Source organism: Desulfogranum marinum, assembly GCF_963675105.2.
Classification (GTDB): domain Bacteria; phylum Desulfobacterota; class Desulfobulbia; order Desulfobulbales; family Desulfobulbaceae; genus Desulfogranum; species Desulfogranum marinum.
In genome coordinates, this window is sequence record NZ_CAXXRO010000002.1 from 672,910 (window position 1) to 690,185 (window position 17,276).

Consider the following 17,276-nt stretch of genomic DNA (forward strand, 5'->3'; position numbering starts at 1 on the left):
GGGTTTCCAGAGAATCTGTGGTGGAAATATGTCCAATCTAAATAAAAAAGAAGAGAACTCAGGGAACAAGCTTCGAGCGCTATTTGGGTTGAACCATTCTCACAAAGGAGAAAATGGTCAGCCCCCAAAGGCGCGTTTTAATATCTGGTATGCGGCTCTCACCATCCTGTTGTTTTCTTACCTGCAGCCTTTCTTCTTTTCTGCAAAAGTGGAGACAATACCATACAGTCAATTCAAGCAGCATCTTACCGAAGGCAAGCTGGACAATTTGATTGTCGGACCTGAAAAAATTTCTGCAACGTTTAAAGGTGTCCCGGATCACCAGATTTCAACTATCCGGGTTGATGACCCTGGATTAGTGAAGGAACTGGCTGAGAGCAAGGTCCGTTATTCCGGTGAATATCAAAATAAAGTCCTGGGCACCATCCTCTCTTGGATGCTGCCGATCGGCATTTTTTTTCTCTTCTATTTCTACGTTATGAAAAAGATGGGTTCTGGAATGGGGGTCATGTCTTTTTCCAAGAATAAGGCTAAGATTTTTGCAGAGAGTGATATCGATCTCTCCTTTGCAGATGTAGCTGGGATCGATGAAGCACAAGAAGAACTCGAAGAGGTGGTTGAATTCCTAAGTACTCCTGAAAAATCGCAAAAATTAGGCGGAAGGATACCTAAAGGTGTGCTTCTGGTCGGCCCGCCGGGAACGGGGAAAACCCTTCTGGCGAGGGCTGTGGCTGGCGAGGCGAAAGTGCCTTTCTTCAGTATAAGCGGCTCTGAATTTGTTGAGATGTTTGTCGGTGTAGGTGCAGCTCGCGTTCGCGATCTTTTTTCCCAAGCAGCCTCCCAAGCTCCCTGCATTATTTTCATTGACGAGCTCGATGCCATAGGCAAAGCCCGCGGCATGAACACTATGGGAGGACATGACGAACGGGAACAGACGCTAAACCAGTTGTTGGTGGAAATGGACGGCTTTGAAACGAACAAAGGCGTCATTATCATGGCTGCTACCAACCGGCCTGAAATCCTTGACCCCGCCCTGCTGCGCCCAGGCCGTTTTGACCGGCAGGTGCTGGTCGACCGACCAGATATTAACGGCCGCAAGGCCATTCTGGAAATTCATACAAAAAATGTGGTGCTTAGCCCGGATATAGACCTTGGCAAGCTCGCGGGAAGAACTCCCGGCTTTGTCGGAGCGGACCTCGCCAACATCGTCAATGAAGCAGCTTTGCTGGCAGCCAGAAATGAGAAAGAAACGGTTGAATTGGTGGATTTTGATGAAGCTATCGAACGTGTGGTAGCCGGATTGCAAAAAAAGAACCGGGTTATGAATGCCCGTGAAAAAGAAATTGTCGCCTACCATGAGTCAGGACATGCGATAGTTGCCGAATCCGTTGAATATGCCGACCCGGTACATAAAATTTCTATTATTCCCCGTGGAATATCGGCCCTTGGATACACCCAGCAGCAGCCCACCGAGGACCGCTATCTCATGACCCGTTCAGAACTCCTGGATCGTCTTGCCGTTCTTCTTGGCGGCAGAGTGGCGGAAGAACTTGTTTTTAACGAAATATCGACCGGTGCCCAGAATGACCTACAGCGAGCCTCAGATATTGCCCGCTCCATGGTTACCCAATACGGCATGAGTGATCTCCTTGGCCTTGTAAGCTACGAACAGCCGCGCCAAGCAATGTTTTTACCCGAAGGTTTTTCGCCTGGAAAAAACTACAGCGAAGCCAAAGCTGCTGAAATTGACAATGAAATTAGCAGACTGGTCGACGAAGCGCATAAGAGAGTACAGGAAATGCTTTCCGAACGGCGCGATGTTCTGGATAAACTGGCTAAACTTCTCTCTGAAAAAGAAAGCATCCAGGGAGAGGAACTCAGGAGAATGCTAAACACTGCAAAAACAGAGCTGCCATAATACTAAATAAACTGAATTATCAGACAATACCCTGGTGGTCGTTTCCCAGTATTCAGACTCTTTTTTTTTGCAATAACCATCTCCACCATACTGTTTTCAAGAGTGGAAAAGTCATTAGAATCCTAACGTATTCTAGGTGACAAATGAACAAACAGAAAAAACAGTTTGGGAAGCTAATGGAGTGTCATTCACAAAATATTACGCAATGGCTGCAAGGCCTTTGGCCGGGAAGCCGATAATTATACAGCCAATTCCCAACTCGTTTTGGAATAATCAGCAGTCAGGATGAATTGGAAATATTACCAGTTTTAGGCTCAAAATAAAATTACACCGAAGAACTGGTAAGACTATCGATGTAAGAACTTTTTATGTAACCAAAAATGGATTGAGATCATAATGGAACCATACAATAATTCATCATTGTGTAGGGAAACTGAAGCTGATCGCCGTCGTAATATCCTCGATGATAGTGCGCTCTCCATTGGTCTGGTGTCGGCATTTGCCGGGGGGCGCCTGCTCACGAAAGAGGAGGTTCATCGCCTTGATGATCTGAAAAAGGAACGGGGACACGATTTTTTTTCTGATCTTCTTTACTCGGTTTCCCACCAGTATTTTTCAGCTGAGATTGCAGAAAAGCTGTGGGATGAAATTATCCAGCATAAAAATCAAGTATCAACCTTACTGCACAGAGATATCGGGATTGTTGTAGCCGCACTCGATTACCTTTCCAATGTCACCTATAGGATGAATTCTCCGACATTGGTATGCGAAACGGTCATTGAAGAAATAGTTGGGCTTTCTCTACGAGACGGCTTGACGGGGTTGTTCAATCATACCTACTTTTTTCAACAAATCGACCTCGAAGTACGGCGATCATTACGATATGACACGATACTCTCACTGCTGTTAATAGATATCGATAATTTTAAGACAGTCAATGATACATACGGGCACCAGGAGGGTGACAGGGTGCTCGCCGCAATGGCTAAAGTGCTGCTAGTTGAAGCCCGAGATTCTGACATCTGCTGTCGTTATGGTGGCGAAGAGTTTGCTGTAATCCTGCCTTTCACTGATATTCATGCAACAGCAATTATTGCCGAAAGAATCAGGACCAAAATGGCAGTGCAACTGCCCGATGGCAAAGAGCTGACTGTCAGCATAGGGGTGGCTTCCTGTGGAAAAGCCATAAGGACATACCGAGATCTTGTGGATAAAGCCGATGCTGCACTTTATCGGGCGAAGAAAAGCGGGAAGAACCAGGTGGTATTGGCGAATAACGAACGGAAAATTGTTAAGTAGGAACACAGTAAGGCTTCTCTTTAACATCAGGATCGGATCAGTCGATAGCTTTAAATGTTAAAGGTTGTACACTAATCCTCCAAAGACTGATTGCGGGAACTGTCTGCGGAGGGAGGAATCTATTTCCGCAAAGATAGAGGTGTATCATGCCAATAGTTAGATGGGATCCATGGAGAGAACTAGGGAATATTGTCGAACGTTATGACAGGGCTTTACATCAGCCACGGTTAGGAAGCCAGGAGGTTATTGCGTCAGGTGACTGGGCACCCAAGGTAGATATTATTGAGACGGAAAAATTGTTCCTGATTAAGGTTGAGATACCAGAAATCAAAAAGGAAGATGTTAAGGTTTCGGTCAACAATGGCACCCTGACAATCAGAGGAGAACGTAAAGAAGAAGTTGAAGAAAAAGGAAAAAAAATTCATCGTATTGAACGGTATCATGGGCTTTTCACCCGCAGTTTCACCTTGCCCGATAATGCTGACAAGACCAACATCAAGGCTCTTTTCAGCAATGGCATGCTGAACCTGGAAATTCTCAAAACGGAGGAGAAAAAGTCAAACGATATTGAAATCACGGTGGAGTAAGTAAAAAAACACACTTAAATCTTGCAATTGCCAAGTTTACCGAAGGTGCGAGGCTGCGTACACGCAGACGTACTGGGTAGTACTTCAAGTGTACGCAAACAAAGCAAATTCGGTGAAATTGGCAATCCAGGGGTGGATTGTGTAAACCCTTTGCCTGTGACCTTGACCATCATCCATACGAATCCAAGCTTTTATTGGTTAAATATAACCAATAAAAGCTTGGGTTGGACCGGAAGCATCACGCCCAATCTGTATTTCACAAATTTCCCCTGTCTTAAATCAAGAACACACAGCAACATAACAACGTCGCCATTTTTTTCCAAACCTGGTTAAGCATTTGCTGCTAGATAGAGTGAATGAGGCTGTTGTTACAATGTCTTAACATAGATAGATTCTTTGATTTTTCACTCTAAAAAGACAGGTATAATTACATGCGTATGCTAACAAGTTAAGATGACCGCATGACGACAGCTACCTTATGGAACACTTTTTGCAAAAAAAATGAAACGGCAGCATACACTTCCTCGCTTCCTGCCAGGTGTTTTCATTTTCAGGGATGTAGAGAGAACACGGGAAAGACATGATAACCACGAACAGATGCGTAACCTTTTGATTTCAAAATTTTACACGAGAAGAATATTATGTGGTGGACAATCACTTTAACCCTGTTATTGCTCTGGGGGGTCGGACTTGCTAGCAGTTACACCATAGGCGGATTTACCCATATCCTGCTGATATTAGCTTTTATTGTCATACTGCTGAACCTCCTCCAAGGTCGGAGACCTATATAGCAAGAGGTATTGCCCTGCTAGCCCTAGTAGCCTGTCGGGCTAAACCCTTTTTCCTGAACTCGGCGTTATTGTCAGAAAAAAGTTAAACAAGCATATGAATACCCCTGAAACAACCAGTGACTTTCATAGCGCTGAGAAAGACACCACCAAAGGCGTAAAAGGCCGACTAGATACGTTATACCCCCTACGCTCCAGTTCTGTGAAAGGATCTGGAGTCGACATGCACATTCCCACCGCAGGGAAACATCGTCAGCAGTCGTTGGCAGAAGAAATCTATAACAGTATTAGCCATGGTATAGGGCTCATCGCAGCCCTCGTTGGGACGCCATATCTCATCAGCAACACGTTACGATACCAAAACGGTGGATTCATTGTCGGTACCAGCGTCTTTTGCTTAACGATCATACTTCTCTATTTTTTCTCTACCCTCTACCACGCATTGCTGCCTGGGAAAGCCAAACATGCTTTTCAGATTATCGAACATTGCGCAATTTTTCTCCTTATAGCAGGCACATACACCCCTTTCACCCTTGGAGCACTTCATGGCCCCTGGGGTTGGTCACTCTTTGGTGTAGTTTGGGGACTCGCGGCAATGGGGGTTGCACTTAAGGTGTATTATATGGACTCACGTCCTATATTATTCACCTCCCTGTACCTCCTATTGGGATGGGTTGCCATCATCGCCGTCAAACCATTTTTGGCCGAAGTGCCAGCAACAGGCTTGCTGCTGCTATTAGCTGGAGGCCTGTTTTACACATTCGGTGTAGCCTTTTTCGCAACCGATTCTCGACTGCAATATGGTCACTTCATTTGGCATGTTTTTGTGATGGCCGGCACCCTGTGTCATTATTTTGCAGTACTCTGGTATGCGGCCTAAAGCCCTACCAGCCCAAAATATCGGAAGCAGTGTCCCACCTAACAACTTGCTGCTTGATCAACAACTTCAAAATAGGATAAAATTAAGAAGAGATAGTATTCCATCTGATTATCTTTGTCTCACAACTGGACATCAATTGTTTCAATTTTGTTTTTGTATTGATGTCCAAAAGGTGCAACACAAATGCACCACGGTTCGAAGCCATGGTGAAAATATATGAAAAATGCTTTTCTGGAGATTTTTGATAATATCTTAGGGGCGGTTCGCGAACCTCTGGTGGTACTCAATGCCGATTTCAGGGTAGTTAAGGCGAACCAGGCATTTTACACCATCTTTGACGTCAACCCTGATGAGACAGAGGGCACCATCATCTATGATCTTGGCAATCGTCAATGGGATATTCCCAGGTTGAGAGAACTGCTGGAATCCATCCTACCTCAGAATACCGTCTTTGATAACTTTGAAGTTGAACATACCTTTGATAACATCGGCTTCAAGATTATGCATTTGAACGCCAGGCGCATCTATAATAATGAAAATGAAACCAGTCTGATTCTTTTATCAATTAAGGACGTGACTGTACGGGAAGACTACAAGAGATATCTTGAGGAAGCTGTTTACAAACGGACTGCCGAGCTTAGGACTGCACAGAAGAAGGCAGAGGTAAACAAGCAGGCTGCCGAGGCCGCTCTTGTGAAGGTCCAACAGCTCAAGGAGCAGCTTGAGGCTGAACGTGCCTACCTCCAGGAGGAGATAAAACTGGAGTTCAACCATGACAACATCATTGGCCGAAGCGATGAAATTAACTACGTTTTCTACAAGGTAGAGCAGATCGCAGCCACCGACACCAATGTCTTGATCTTAGGTGAAACGGGTACCGGTAAAGAGCTGGTGGCCAGAGCGATTCACAGCTTGAGCAAGAGAAAAGATAGGGCCTTAGTCAAAATGAACTGCGCGGCGCTGCCGACCAGCCTTATTGAGAGCGAGCTTTTTGGTCACGAAAAGGGTGCTTTCACCGGGGCACATTCCAAAAGAATTGGGCGTTTTGAAGTGGCCAACGGTACCACCCTGTTTCTTGACGAGATAGGCGAACTGCCGCTTGATTTACAGCCAAAATTGCTCCAGGTTATTGAAAGTGGGAAATTTGAAAGGCTGGGTAGTTCAGAAACCCGCTCTGTTGATGTCCGCATTATTGCAGCCACAAACCGTAATCTTGAAGAGGAGGTAAACAATAAAAAGTTCAGGGAGGATCTTTGGTACAGATTGAATGTTTTCCCCATCACTCTTCCGCCTCTCCGTGATCGTCAGGGAGACATCCCACTATTGGTACAATTTTATGTTAAAAAAATTGCTAAACGACTGGGCAAGACCATCGAAATCATTCCCGCAAAGGTAATGACACTACTGCAGCAGTATCATTGGCCGGGCAATGTTCGGGAATTGGAAAATGTCCTTGAGAGGGCTGTGATCAACTCCTCCGGCCCCAAACTCCACCTAGTTGATGAACTGAGAAAACCATTCAGAGATCTCTCCGCAAGGCAAAGAACACTTGAAGCAGTTGAAAAAGATTATATTCTCAAGGTACTTGAGCAGACGACTTGGAAAGTCAGCGGAAAAAACAGTGCTGCTGAAATCCTTGGTCTTGATCGCAGCACTCTGCGGGCCCGCATGCGCAAGCTCAATATCCAAAAACCATAATATTACCTCCGTCGCAACAAGCGATCTATCCTGAAGCACAGTTACATTGCATCTTTCTCCGATCGAGTCACCGCTCAAACCCCGTATTATAACTCAAAACATCATGCCCCCAAGCCGCTTGCCAGCAAGGATACTTGCTCACTATTTGGCTTGTCTCAACCTTCCACATACCTGCTGCTCAAGAAGAAAAGGTTACATTTGGCCACTTGAGCATATATGACCACCTGTTTTGAAAAGACATTGCGGTTTTGCAAGTTTTCTTTGAGATAATAAATAACAATATAGAACACTTACCCTTAACAGGTGAGATGAATTGCCTACTGGTGCAAAGGTTGCTTTGCAAAGAGTAGCAATGCAATCATCTATTTCGCTTTTGCACCTGCAGGCAGCGCCGACAAAATGCTATTTCTCAATTTGAGGAAAATACTACTTATGTCTAATACACTATAAATTTCCTTTTTAATAACAAATGGACGCATAAATTACACCCGGGTACAGCATGTTTACCTTATCCAGTCACCATTTTTAGTGGAGCCGTCAGGCTATGATAATTGTCAGAACTATACTGTACAGTTTACCTGTAAAGCAAAAGGAGGTTCTTCAGACGCTTCTCTCAATGGTTGAACCGCCAACTAACGGTAATGGTCTCCTTAATTATGGTATTTATCAGGACATCGAAGATGAAACCGTTTTTAAGCTGATTTCAGAATGGAAAACTCGCGAAGATGTGAATAACCACCTGTGTTCAGACCAATTCGGTGTGTTGCTTGGCTCCAGGATACTTTTACGAAAAGCAATTGAGGTACAGATATGTACTGTTTCGAGAGTGGAAGGAATGGAAGTTGTTCGATCAGTAAGAAAGCATAAAAACGTAAACCCTAAAACAGTGCAATGAGTTTGGCAGTAAACAGTTGTTTCATTGCACTTTAAAAGAATGTGCAACATGAGAGGGTTATCATGGCTGAATTATTTGATACCGTGGAAAAGGCTCTCAGGTCTTTCCTCGAAATGATGAAAAAAAGCTCCTTTAAACCCGGCGGTCTCAACATGGGCCATACTACTGTTATTGTTAGCGTTATTATCCTTTTCATTGTTGCCAATACAGCCTGGTTTACTGTTCAGCCTGAAGAAACGGGGATCGTTCAGCGGTTTGGCAAAGTAATGCGATCATCAAGCCCAGGTCTGCATTTCAAGTTACCCTTTGGTATTGAAACAGTCCGCCTTTTACCCACCGCCAGGGTACTGAAGGAAGAATTCGGGTTCAGAACCATGTCAACCGTACCCGGAGAAAAAACTCGCTATGCGCCAAGCGGATCGCATAAGGAAGAGTCGTTGATGCTTACCGGCGATCTCAATGTCATCGATGTCCAGTGGATTATCCAATATCGTATCGAAGACCCGATTCTCTATCTCTTTCAAGTACGCAATACTCAGAAAACAATTCGTGACACAACAGAAGCGATTATGCGTCGCGCTGTTGGCAACCGACTCGGCAGCGATGTTCTCACCACCGGCAGGGTGGCCGTCGCAAGTGAGGCAAAAACTGAGATCCAAAAGGTCCTTTCCGCATACCAGACAGGGGTGCGCCTGGTAACCGTTGAACTGCAGGATGTTACCCCACCAGACAGTGTCAAACCAGCCTTTAACGAAGTAAACGAATCTCGGCAGGACAAGGAACGCACCATCAATAAAGCGCAGGAGCAGGCTAATCGCGAAATCCCTAAAGCACGAGGTGTGGCGACCCAAAGTATCAGTGAAGCCGAAGGATATGCCCTTGAGCGGGTCAACCGGGCTGAAGGCGAGGCCACCCGTTTTTCAGCAATTCTTACAGAATATCAAGGGGCTCCGCAGGTGACGCGAAGGCGCCTCTACCTGGAGGCCATGACCGGTTTTCTTGCAGGAATGAAAGGGCTCTATATCGTCGACGAAGATCAAAAGGCAATGGTCCCTTGGCTACCACTGGAGTCAACCAACGGGCCACTGACAGGGGGAAAACAACCATGAATCGAACACTGAGAACTATCACCATCGGTTTTCTGCTCGCTGCATTTTTTACCCTTTCCAATGCTATTTATACCCTTGAAGAGGGGATGCAGGCAATTGTGTTACAGTTTGGCCGGCCAATCGGCAGTACCATAACCGAAGCTGGTTTGCATTTTAAACTGCCCTTTATCCATGAAGTACGCCGCTTTGAAAAACGTTTACTCGTCTGGGATGGGGACCCTAATCAAATCCCTACCAAGGGTCGGGAATTTATCTGGGTAGATACCACCGCGCGTTGGCGGATCGCTGATGCCAAAAAATTTCTTGAAAACGTTGCCAGTGAAGAGGGTGCCCAGTCACGCCTTAATGACATTCTCGATTCAGTAGTCCGCGACCAGGTGTCGAGCAGCGAGCTCGTTGAATTGGTTCGCAGCGCGACATGGGAAGTCCCCAAAGAAGAAGCTCTTAAAGATATTCCCAAAGAAAGAGAAGCAGAGCTGAAACGTGCCATTGCCAGGGGAAGGGAGGAAATTACCCGGACGATGCTAGTCGAGGCACAGAAGATCATCCCTCAATACGGCATCGAACTGGTCGATTTACGAATTAAGCGCCTTGACTATGTAAAGAGTGTCCGCGAGAAAGTCTACGAGCGGATGATTTCCGAGCGTAAACGAATAGCCGCTCAGTTCCGCTCCGAGGGTGAAGGACGCAGTGCAGAGATTCTAGGAGAGATGGAAAAAGAACTGCGGCGGATCCGTTCAACGGCTTATCGCCATGTCCAGGAGGTCCAGGGTAAGGCTGACGCAAGTGCCACACGAATTTATGGTACAGCATACAACAAAAATCCAGAATTCTATGCCTTTCACCGCACCCTTGAGAGCTACAAAGACAATGCCAACCAAAACTCGATCCTCATCCTCACAACAGAGAGTGACTTTTATCGATACGTCAAAAAAGCCTATTCAGAGAAAACCGTGGCGAAATTGGAATAGATGTCCCGGGGACATAATAAACTTCCAGAAAAATAGGTACCGATACTTTTTCAACAATGGTGTGAGGAGAAAAGACTTTTTGGGGGCAAGTGACCTTACCCATTAACGTTTTAACCTCGAAGGCTTTTCATGATTACAGATCAACAAGCACATTCGGGAACCCCAAACACCCGACTGCCGAAGGAATTCGTAGATCGACTGACGAGACCTTTCACACGATTCTTGCGCATCGAGGCAGCTGTCGGTGCGCTTCTTCTCTTATTTACGATTGCTGCTCTTGTTATGGCCAATTCACCGTGGGCTCACATGCTTGAAGCCGCCTGGGAGAAGCAAATAGGCCTTAAGCTAGGCTCGCTGGAGTTTGCCCGTTCGTTTAGAGAGTGGATAAACGACGGTTTGATGACCTTGTTTTTTTTTCTTGTTGCATTGGAACTCAAACGAGAATTAGTTCTTGGTGAGTTGAAGAAACCACGCATGGCCGCTTTATCAATAGCTGCGGCCATAGGAGGTATGGTCGTTCCAGCTGCAATATATCTAACGTTACAAACAGGACAACCAGGCCAGAACGGCTGGGGGACCGTAATGGCAACCGACACAGCGTTTGTTATTGGTTGCTTGGCGTTACTAGGGTCACGCATCCCTCAAAGCTTGCGCGTGTTTATGCTTTCATTAGCGATCGTGGACGATATCGGTGCAATACTGATTGTGGCTATCGGTTACAGCAGCCACATTGCCTGGGGTGCATTGATGGTTGCTGGACTTGGCGTGGCAATCGTGCGTGCAATGGCAATATTTGGTTTTCGTGGTTTTCCGATCTACTTCTTGCTGGGTGGAGTTATCTGGTGCGCAGTTGATGCGTCGGGAATCCACGCCACCATCACCGGCGTGATTCTCGGTTTAATGACGCCAGCGCGACGCTGGGTAGATGACGACCGTTTATACGCCATACTGAGCCAGGTTATTGCGCATCCAACCAGTGGTGAAGGGAGCGGAGACACGGAAAACAGACAAACATTGCAGGTCGCCGAGATTGCCGCTCGTGAAACGCTGTCTCCAGTCGAACGCCTAGTGATTGGGCTCCACCCTTGGGTCGGCTTTATCATCATGCCGCTCTTCGCATTTGCTAACGCTGGCTTACCGCTATCTTTGAGCGATCTCGGCAACTCGGTTACGATAGCTGTTTTTTCAGCTTTCGTGCTCGGTAAGCCTATTGGTATTCTGGTGTTTAGTTGGTTGGCCGTACGTTCACATATTGCGGCTCGTCCCCGGGATCTCAGTTGGAGATTAATCGCAGGAGGCAGTTTGCTCGCTGGAATCGGTTTCACCATGGCGCTTTTTATTGCAAACATGGCTTTCGGCGAGCGTCTTCTTACCAGCGCGAAGTTAGGAATTTTCCTTGCATCCCTCTTTTCTGCAGCGGCAGGTCTGGCGCTTTTGGCATGGCTGCCGGAACGTGGAAACACTCCTCAAATTAGGTGCGAATAAAACGGAACCCTATTAGGGGTTTACCACCACAATAACGGGCTCTCCAAACGAGCGCCTTACAACGTTATAGAGAATCAATAGCGAGTATATTTCACACAATCCATTTCAAACTCCTCGATAATTTCCAGGGTAAGTGTCGGCGAGACTTTTGGGATCATCTCAAGAAAAGTCTCTGTTGTGACAAGGCTATTACCTTTTCTTTCGAACTCCATTTCAAAAGTTATTTGCCTGACTTTTTGGAAAAGATATTCAACGTCCGCTGGAGTGAAAAGTGAGATCATGGATACAATTTTATCCACATCAACTTCTCCTTTATTTGTGTTCGACAGGTAATGCTCGAAGATAGTTTTGCGCCCCTCGGTGTCTAGGCCTCCTGCTGGAATGATGCAGTCAAATCGTCCTGGTCTCAGCAGGGCGGCATCCAGTTGTCCAATATAATTGGTTGCACAAACCAACAGATTTCTTTTGTTCTGTTTTTTCAAAATGGGTATCTGTTTAAGGAGTTCGTTGGTGATTGACTTATCGATACGGGAAGCGTCGTCGCGGTTACCAGCAATCTCCTCAAATTCATCAATAAAGAGGATAACGTTGTCCATCTCGCCGATTTTTTCCATAACCTTTTTTAAGTTTGCACCAATGCGGTCTTGGCCTTCGGCCATTAAATCGCTGGGACTGACCTCAACGAACCACCACTGTAGCACTCCTGCAATTGCACGGACAAAATGGGTTTTGCCGGTTCCTGGGGGGCCGAAAAAAATGAGTGCTCGAGGCGGCACAACTCCATGTTTGAGAGCAAGTTCGGGCTCTGTGAATGGAAGTATTATTCTTTTGTTAACGATTTTTTTCGGTGGTTGAGTTTCGGAGATAGTTTCCCAAATATCCCGGTCAATCCTCATAGCACCTCGTTTTTTGAGAAACTGAATTTTTTCCGATTCCTGTGACGTATGATCTCTGAACTCAATATTTTCCATAAAATCAAGGCACGAAACATGAGTACCCACATCCCGGCCAAGTTTTTCAGACAGGACCCATTTATGCTGTAAGATTTTTTGCCACAGATTTTGCCCCCCTTGAGGGGCCACTTCTCGACCGCTGTATTCCAGTATCCTGGATGCGCATTCTTCCGGCATCGGTACATCTGATAATATTTCCATATTATTGTTACCTTTTATGATTAATTGCTTAATAATTTAGTGAAGGGTGAAGATTCTGCCTTCCACTGCTTTAGTGAGACTCACACCAAATATTTCTTTATGACTTTACAACTACTATTAATGCCATTGAGTCTCCGCTTCTCGTTGATCTAAAAGCGACCTCTTTTTTCATAGGAAAGATATTGATCATTTCAAAACTGTTGAATGGAAGAAAAAATCTACGCAGCTTTCCCATTTTAGATTAGGAGCTGTTCGAAGTTTTCTTGTGGAAAATTAAAAAAGTGAGGACTTCTTTTTGGATACAATCGTAAGATATACAATTGTATTGGCTATAGACGTTCTTAACGTATTGACTTTCGATGCAACGCCAGACCGTTTAGAGACTTTTACGAGACCATTTCCTTTTGGGCCATTGAAAAAAAGTCCACGATATGACGCACCCGAATACTTCATTTTTTAAATGAACAGCAGAGGCTTCAATGGGCGTGTAGGCGGACTGTGCAAGATAAGATGGAAGTATACATTTAAGTACTTGCCTTCCATAGCATATTGAGATGTGAACAATATACTCTATTCTTTGTTCTATTACGACGTAATACTTGTTGTGCTGATCCTCCAAGGTACTCTTAAAGTATATCTGAGTTGTATTTTTTGCAGAGTATTTCGTCTTTTTTGACTTCTCTTGCCTTTGCTGCCCATTTCACTCCCACCAGATAATAAAATTAGCCTCCAGTGGCACGGAGGCCTCCAGATGATATGGAATTACCCGTGGTGTATAATCCCTTGACGGACGCCCTTTAGGTACAGTTGCATGGTATAGGTAGCCGTTGTCAGATCCAGCAAGCATCTCGCCTCGATCCATGGTCACGCGTACTGGATTTGAATTGTGTGACAACGCCTCAGCGTATAATTCAACCTGGACCGCTGCTGGCTCTAATTTGCCCAAGTGGACTTCAGCCTGAAACAGGTTCCGAACCAAAGATTCCTGCACCGAGAATTGACCAAAACGTATCTTGTGCCAATGATTGGCTAGTGACACCTCCCACTGTTTCATGGTGGCCGAAAGGCTCGCATTTCCTGCCTCTCGCCGCTGATATGCAGCGGCTGCAGGTATGTAGTAATCTTCAGTATATTCCCGGGCCATCCGATTACAGGAAAACATGGGCGTCAACCGGGCTAGACTCTGCCGCATCCTAGCCATCCATGCCGTTGGTATTCCTTTCTCATCACGGGTGTAGAAAGCTGGCACAACCTCTTCCTCTAAAAGCATATACAGCTCCTCAGCTTCCACTGCATCCCAGGCTGAATCATGATCGTGCTCCTGCCCGTCGCCAAGAGACCAACCCACTTCCGGATCATAGGCCTCAGCCCACCATCCGTCCAACTCGGACAGATTCAGCCCCCCGTTGACAAGCACCTTCATGCCGCTGGTGCCGCTTGCTTCCCAGGGACGCCGCGGTGTGTTCAACCAAAGGTCCACGCCTTGGACCAATTCGGCAGCGAGCCCCATATCGTAGTCTTCGAGAAACACCGCGCGTTCACGAACCTCCGGTCTGCGCAGGTAATCATTCCACTCTCGCACCATACGCTTTCCTTCTTCGTCCTGAGGGTGGGCTTTGCCGGCGATAATTAGCTGCACGGGACGTTGAGCGTCGATAAGCAAGCGAGTCAGACGGTCTGGATCGGCAAGGAGCAATGTTGGTCGTTTATAACCCGCGAAGCGTCTTGCGAAGCCGATAGTCAGGACATTCGGATCAAGAACTTGGAGACATTGCATAAGACCTTCTTTTGTCACGCCACAGGCCGCATGCTGGCGCACCAGACGTCTCCGTACTGCCTTAACAAGTGGCTGCCGAGCCTGGTTCCGCATGGACCACAATTTATCATCATCTACCCTTCGCCAGACCTGTTCAATGGTTTCCAGAGTGCTGAGCCAACTCCCTTTGCCACAATGTTCCGTCCATAATGCATCGGCCGCCGCTGAATCCCATGATGGCATGTGCACGCCGTTGGTTATATGACCGATGGGTATTTCATGCTTGGGCCAACGGGAAAAGAGGGGGAGAAAAATACGACGGCAGACCTCTCCATGCAAGCGGCTGACTCCATTGACCCTACCACAACCGCGTAAGGCGAGATAAGCCATGTTAAAAAAGTTACTGTCATCGCTACCATGATCATGACCCAGGGAAAGCAGTTCGTCCATGGATATACCGAGATGATGATGCGCATAATCAGAAAAGTATTGCGTCATAATTTTCCGTGGAAACCGATCGAAACCTGCGGCAACCGGGGTATGCGTCGTAAAGATATTACCGGCCCTGGTGCCAAGAAGAGAGATGGAAAATGTCCGATCGGTTTGCTCCATGAAGCGACGGGCGCGTTCAAGTATGACAAAGGCAGCGTGCCCTTCGTTAAGATGACATACTAAAGGAGAAATATTCAAGGCCTCCAGCAACCGCCAGCCGCCGATGCCAAGCACGATCTCCTGTTGCAGACGCATTTCAATTCCACCGCCGTAAAGCTCACCGGTAATGCCTCGGTCGCCCGGAGCATTGAGAAGATCGTTGCTGTCCAGTAAATACAGTGAAACTCTCCCAACCTGCGCCTGCCAACCACGCAGCCACAATGTACGGCCCGGCAGTTCCACACTAACACGTAACCATTCTCCATCAGAACCCTGCAATGGCAACACTGGTAACATGGTGGGATTGTTATATGGAAAAAAAGCCAACTGGTCACCATTGGTGTCCAGGGCCTGATGAAAATATCCTTGCTGATAGAGTAGCCCGATACCGACAAGAGGAATTCCCAAATCACTTGCAGTCTTCAAAAAATCACCGGCGAGCACCCCCAGACCACCTGAATAGATAGGCAGAGCATCACTTAATCCGAACTCCATGCTGAAATATGCCACTGTTCCCAGTTCAGCTTCATCGTGGCTTTTGTCAAACCATGATGATTGACGAAGGTAAGCCTGACGGTTGGCGAGCTGGCGATGCAACTCATTTAAAAAAGTAGAGTCAGCGGCCAGCGCTTCCAAGCGCTTTCTTGATATGCTTTCCAGAATGAGCCACGGATCTTCGGTAGCTTCCCATCTTTCAGGATCAACGCTTTTCCATAAAGCATCAGCACAATGATTCCAATTCCAACGCAGATCAAGAGCCAGGTCAGTTAACCCTTTCATTGCTGGGGGCAAAGATCGAGGCAGATAACGCTCAGGGTTCATGTTTAACATCTCCTCGCTGTTTACTCGCAACCTCAGAGAGGCTTATCTTCATTTTCAGTAAGGTGCATTATTTTAAAAACGACAACTCACCCATTACAAAACAAAAAAACTGCAAATTTCAATGCAGAAGATGTCGTGAAAAATCTATAGAAACCGCAGCAAATTAATTAATGACAAAGAGCCATTTTTTTGAGCACCTAGATTAAGGGGAAATCACACCATTCTGGAAAGACATTATTCTATGTGTGCTTTAGCAGTTTGGAGGGCAAGATTTTTATTTTTTGTAAAAAATCTCCACTTCATTGCTGATGAATGAATACCGGCTTTCTTGTCTTGACCTCTGGCATAATACCAGTGTCCAAAACGTTCGACCGTCGAAAAGGGATGATTTTCTGTACAGAAAATCCCACATGGATTAATTATTTTAAAAAAAATAGTTTCATCCGGGTCTTGATCAAACGCCATATTTCTCGGCAATACGATTTGTGATACATCTGCACCCTCTGCTTCTTTTTCATCCAGCCAGTCTGATATATTCATTGGTTTTCGATGCTCTCGCAAAAAGTTATCTTGACTGTGGAGATGGTCTCTGCAAAAAAGTTGACATACGAGGCCATCACTTTGAACAGCATGCCATGAAGCTCACTTGCTGCAGGGAAATGCAGTGCTTGCAGCAAGCTGTAACCACGAAGGGGCAACAGGTTATAAGCCAACCTCCCCTGCTGTCAATATGCGTCGCCTGGTTCTGTTGTCGATTAGTGTCGATGCAAATTGCTCTTACTCAGCCGGGCCGATACTATGGTGCTGAAAAAAGGATTTCACTTGGGCAACTATCTGGTTTTCAGTTAAGCTGTCGCAGGTTTCGACTGCTGCAATTCTTTCGTGTCGGCCTTTTATTATCTCAATTTCTTTTACCAGTTCAAGTTTCGCCTCCCCTGGGCCAAAAATGTAAATATTGTCGGCTTTGTCAGTCTTCTCGATTACCTCCTTGTAGAATTTATGAAATTGGTGTTTGCGGCGCTCGTCCGCTGTTTTTTCTTTTGATATGGACTGGGCCACACTCGTCCCAGAGGCCTTCCACCCACCTGATGGACGAAAGTGACTTTCGGCATTTGATTCGATCCGCTCAATCGATGTCTTGGCGTCTTGTAATGAGACTAAAATGGCCTCTCTGCGATCGATCCAGATCCCCATCTTTTGTGTCATGGTGCGGTCTGATTTTGTCATATTGCCCCCTGTGTTTTGTTATTGATTTTTTCCTTT

Annotated in this window: 14 protein-coding genes; 10 read left to right on the forward strand and 4 right to left on the reverse strand. The window is 46.1% G+C overall.

The features are described 5' to 3' along the window. Positions 1-28 precede the first annotated feature (28 nt). The 10 genes from ftsH (at position 29) to nhaA (ending at position 11,630) form a co-directional block, all read left to right on the forward strand. Complete coding sequence (gene ftsH / locus ACHZCY_RS03745) at positions 29-1,918, forward strand: ATP-dependent zinc metalloprotease FtsH (RefSeq protein ID WP_319547896.1); 1,890 nt, start codon at positions 29-31, stop codon at positions 1,916-1,918. 396 nt (positions 1,919-2,314) lie between these two features. Further along, the gene (locus ACHZCY_RS03750) at positions 2,315-3,217 is read left to right on the forward strand and encodes a GGDEF domain-containing protein (protein ID WP_319547897.1); all 903 of its coding nucleotides are present in this window, start codon (positions 2,315-2,317) and stop codon (positions 3,215-3,217) included. Between the two features lie 146 nt (positions 3,218-3,363). Next, positions 3,364-3,804, forward strand: a complete 441-nt coding sequence (locus tag ACHZCY_RS03755; RefSeq protein WP_205221652.1) for an Hsp20/alpha crystallin family protein — start codon at positions 3,364-3,366, stop codon at positions 3,802-3,804. 641 nt (positions 3,805-4,445) lie between these two features. Then, on the forward strand, positions 4,446-4,595 hold the full coding sequence (locus ACHZCY_RS03760; RefSeq protein WP_205221651.1) for a lmo0937 family membrane protein: 150 nt from the start codon (positions 4,446-4,448) through the stop codon (positions 4,593-4,595). 220 nt (positions 4,596-4,815) lie between these two features. Then, entirely contained in the window at positions 4,816-5,472 is a 657-nt protein-coding gene (gene trhA / locus ACHZCY_RS03765) for a PAQR family membrane homeostasis protein TrhA (protein ID WP_205221663.1), read from the forward strand. Between the two features lie 216 nt (positions 5,473-5,688). Beyond that, the gene (locus ACHZCY_RS03770; RefSeq protein ID WP_319547899.1) at positions 5,689-7,170 is read left to right on the forward strand and encodes a sigma-54 interaction domain-containing protein; all 1,482 of its coding nucleotides are present in this window, start codon (positions 5,689-5,691) and stop codon (positions 7,168-7,170) included. A 544-nt stretch (positions 7,171-7,714) separates the two neighbouring features. Next, positions 7,715-8,065: an antibiotic biosynthesis monooxygenase family protein gene (locus ACHZCY_RS03775; RefSeq protein ID WP_205221649.1), complete on the forward strand. Its 351-nt coding sequence runs from the start codon at positions 7,715-7,717 to the stop codon at positions 8,063-8,065. A gap of 62 nt (positions 8,066-8,127) precedes the next feature. Next, complete coding sequence (gene hflK, locus ACHZCY_RS03780) at positions 8,128-9,174, forward strand: FtsH protease activity modulator HflK (protein WP_205221648.1); 1,047 nt, start codon at positions 8,128-8,130, stop codon at positions 9,172-9,174. Further along, positions 9,171-10,145, forward strand: a complete 975-nt coding sequence (gene hflC / locus ACHZCY_RS03785; RefSeq protein WP_205221647.1) for a protease modulator HflC — start codon at positions 9,171-9,173, stop codon at positions 10,143-10,145. Before hflK ends, hflC begins: the two co-directional genes overlap by 4 nt. A gap of 129 nt (positions 10,146-10,274) precedes the next feature. Then, a complete protein-coding gene (gene nhaA, locus ACHZCY_RS03790) occupies positions 10,275-11,630 on the forward strand; it encodes a Na+/H+ antiporter NhaA (RefSeq protein ID WP_319547900.1) in 1,356 nt (451 codons plus the stop codon). A 74-nt stretch (positions 11,631-11,704) separates the two neighbouring features. On the opposite strand, the gene ACHZCY_RS03795 is transcribed toward nhaA, so the two are convergent. The 4 genes from ACHZCY_RS03795 to ACHZCY_RS03810 all read right to left on the reverse strand — a co-directional run bounded on the left by ACHZCY_RS03795 (position 11,705) and on the right by ACHZCY_RS03810 (position 17,240). After that, positions 11,705-12,784: an ATP-binding protein gene (locus ACHZCY_RS03795; RefSeq protein WP_319547901.1), complete on the reverse strand. Its 1,080-nt coding sequence runs from the start codon at positions 12,782-12,784 to the stop codon at positions 11,705-11,707. Positions 12,785-13,484: 700 nt separating this feature from the next. Next, positions 13,485-16,013: an alpha-glucan family phosphorylase gene (gene glgP, locus ACHZCY_RS03800; RefSeq protein ID WP_319547902.1), complete on the reverse strand. Its 2,529-nt coding sequence runs from the start codon at positions 16,011-16,013 to the stop codon at positions 13,485-13,487. Positions 16,014-16,247: 234 nt separating this feature from the next. Next, positions 16,248-16,553, reverse strand: coding sequence for a hypothetical protein (locus ACHZCY_RS03805; RefSeq protein WP_205221643.1), 306 nt, complete (start codon positions 16,551-16,553; stop codon positions 16,248-16,250). Positions 16,554-16,790: 237 nt separating this feature from the next. Next, positions 16,791-17,240: a hypothetical protein gene (locus ACHZCY_RS03810; RefSeq protein WP_319547903.1), complete on the reverse strand. Its 450-nt coding sequence runs from the start codon at positions 17,238-17,240 to the stop codon at positions 16,791-16,793. Positions 17,241-17,276: the final 36 nt, after the last annotated feature.

Bases quoted from the DNA above. Each gene is read 5' to 3' on its own strand.
- ftsH (WP_319547896.1), top strand. From the start codon at position 29: ATGTCCAATCTAAATAAAAAAGAAGAGAACTCAGGGAACAAGCTTCGA.
- ACHZCY_RS03750 (WP_319547897.1), top strand. From the start codon at position 2,315: ATGGAACCATACAATAATTCATCATTGTGTAGGGAAACTGAAGCTGAT.
- ACHZCY_RS03755 (WP_205221652.1), top strand. From the start codon at position 3,364: ATGCCAATAGTTAGATGGGATCCATGGAGAGAACTAGGGAATATTGTC.
- ACHZCY_RS03760 (WP_205221651.1), top strand. From the start codon at position 4,446: ATGTGGTGGACAATCACTTTAACCCTGTTATTGCTCTGGGGGGTCGGA.
- trhA (WP_205221663.1), top strand. From the start codon at position 4,816: ATGCACATTCCCACCGCAGGGAAACATCGTCAGCAGTCGTTGGCAGAA.
- ACHZCY_RS03770 (WP_319547899.1), top strand. From the start codon at position 5,689: ATGAAAAATGCTTTTCTGGAGATTTTTGATAATATCTTAGGGGCGGTT.
- ACHZCY_RS03775 (WP_205221649.1), top strand. From the start codon at position 7,715: ATGATAATTGTCAGAACTATACTGTACAGTTTACCTGTAAAGCAAAAG.
- hflK (WP_205221648.1), top strand. From the start codon at position 8,128: ATGGCTGAATTATTTGATACCGTGGAAAAGGCTCTCAGGTCTTTCCTC.
- hflC (WP_205221647.1), top strand. From the start codon at position 9,171: ATGAATCGAACACTGAGAACTATCACCATCGGTTTTCTGCTCGCTGCA.
- nhaA (WP_319547900.1), top strand. From the start codon at position 10,275: ATGATTACAGATCAACAAGCACATTCGGGAACCCCAAACACCCGACTG.
- ACHZCY_RS03795 (WP_319547901.1), bottom strand. From the start codon at position 12,784: ATGGAAATATTATCAGATGTACCGATGCCGGAAGAATGCGCATCCAGG.
- glgP (WP_319547902.1), bottom strand. From the start codon at position 16,013: ATGAACCCTGAGCGTTATCTGCCTCGATCTTTGCCCCCAGCAATGAAA.
- ACHZCY_RS03805 (WP_205221643.1), bottom strand. From the start codon at position 16,553: ATGAATATATCAGACTGGCTGGATGAAAAAGAAGCAGAGGGTGCAGAT.
- ACHZCY_RS03810 (WP_319547903.1), bottom strand. From the start codon at position 17,240: ATGACAAAATCAGACCGCACCATGACACAAAAGATGGGGATCTGGATC.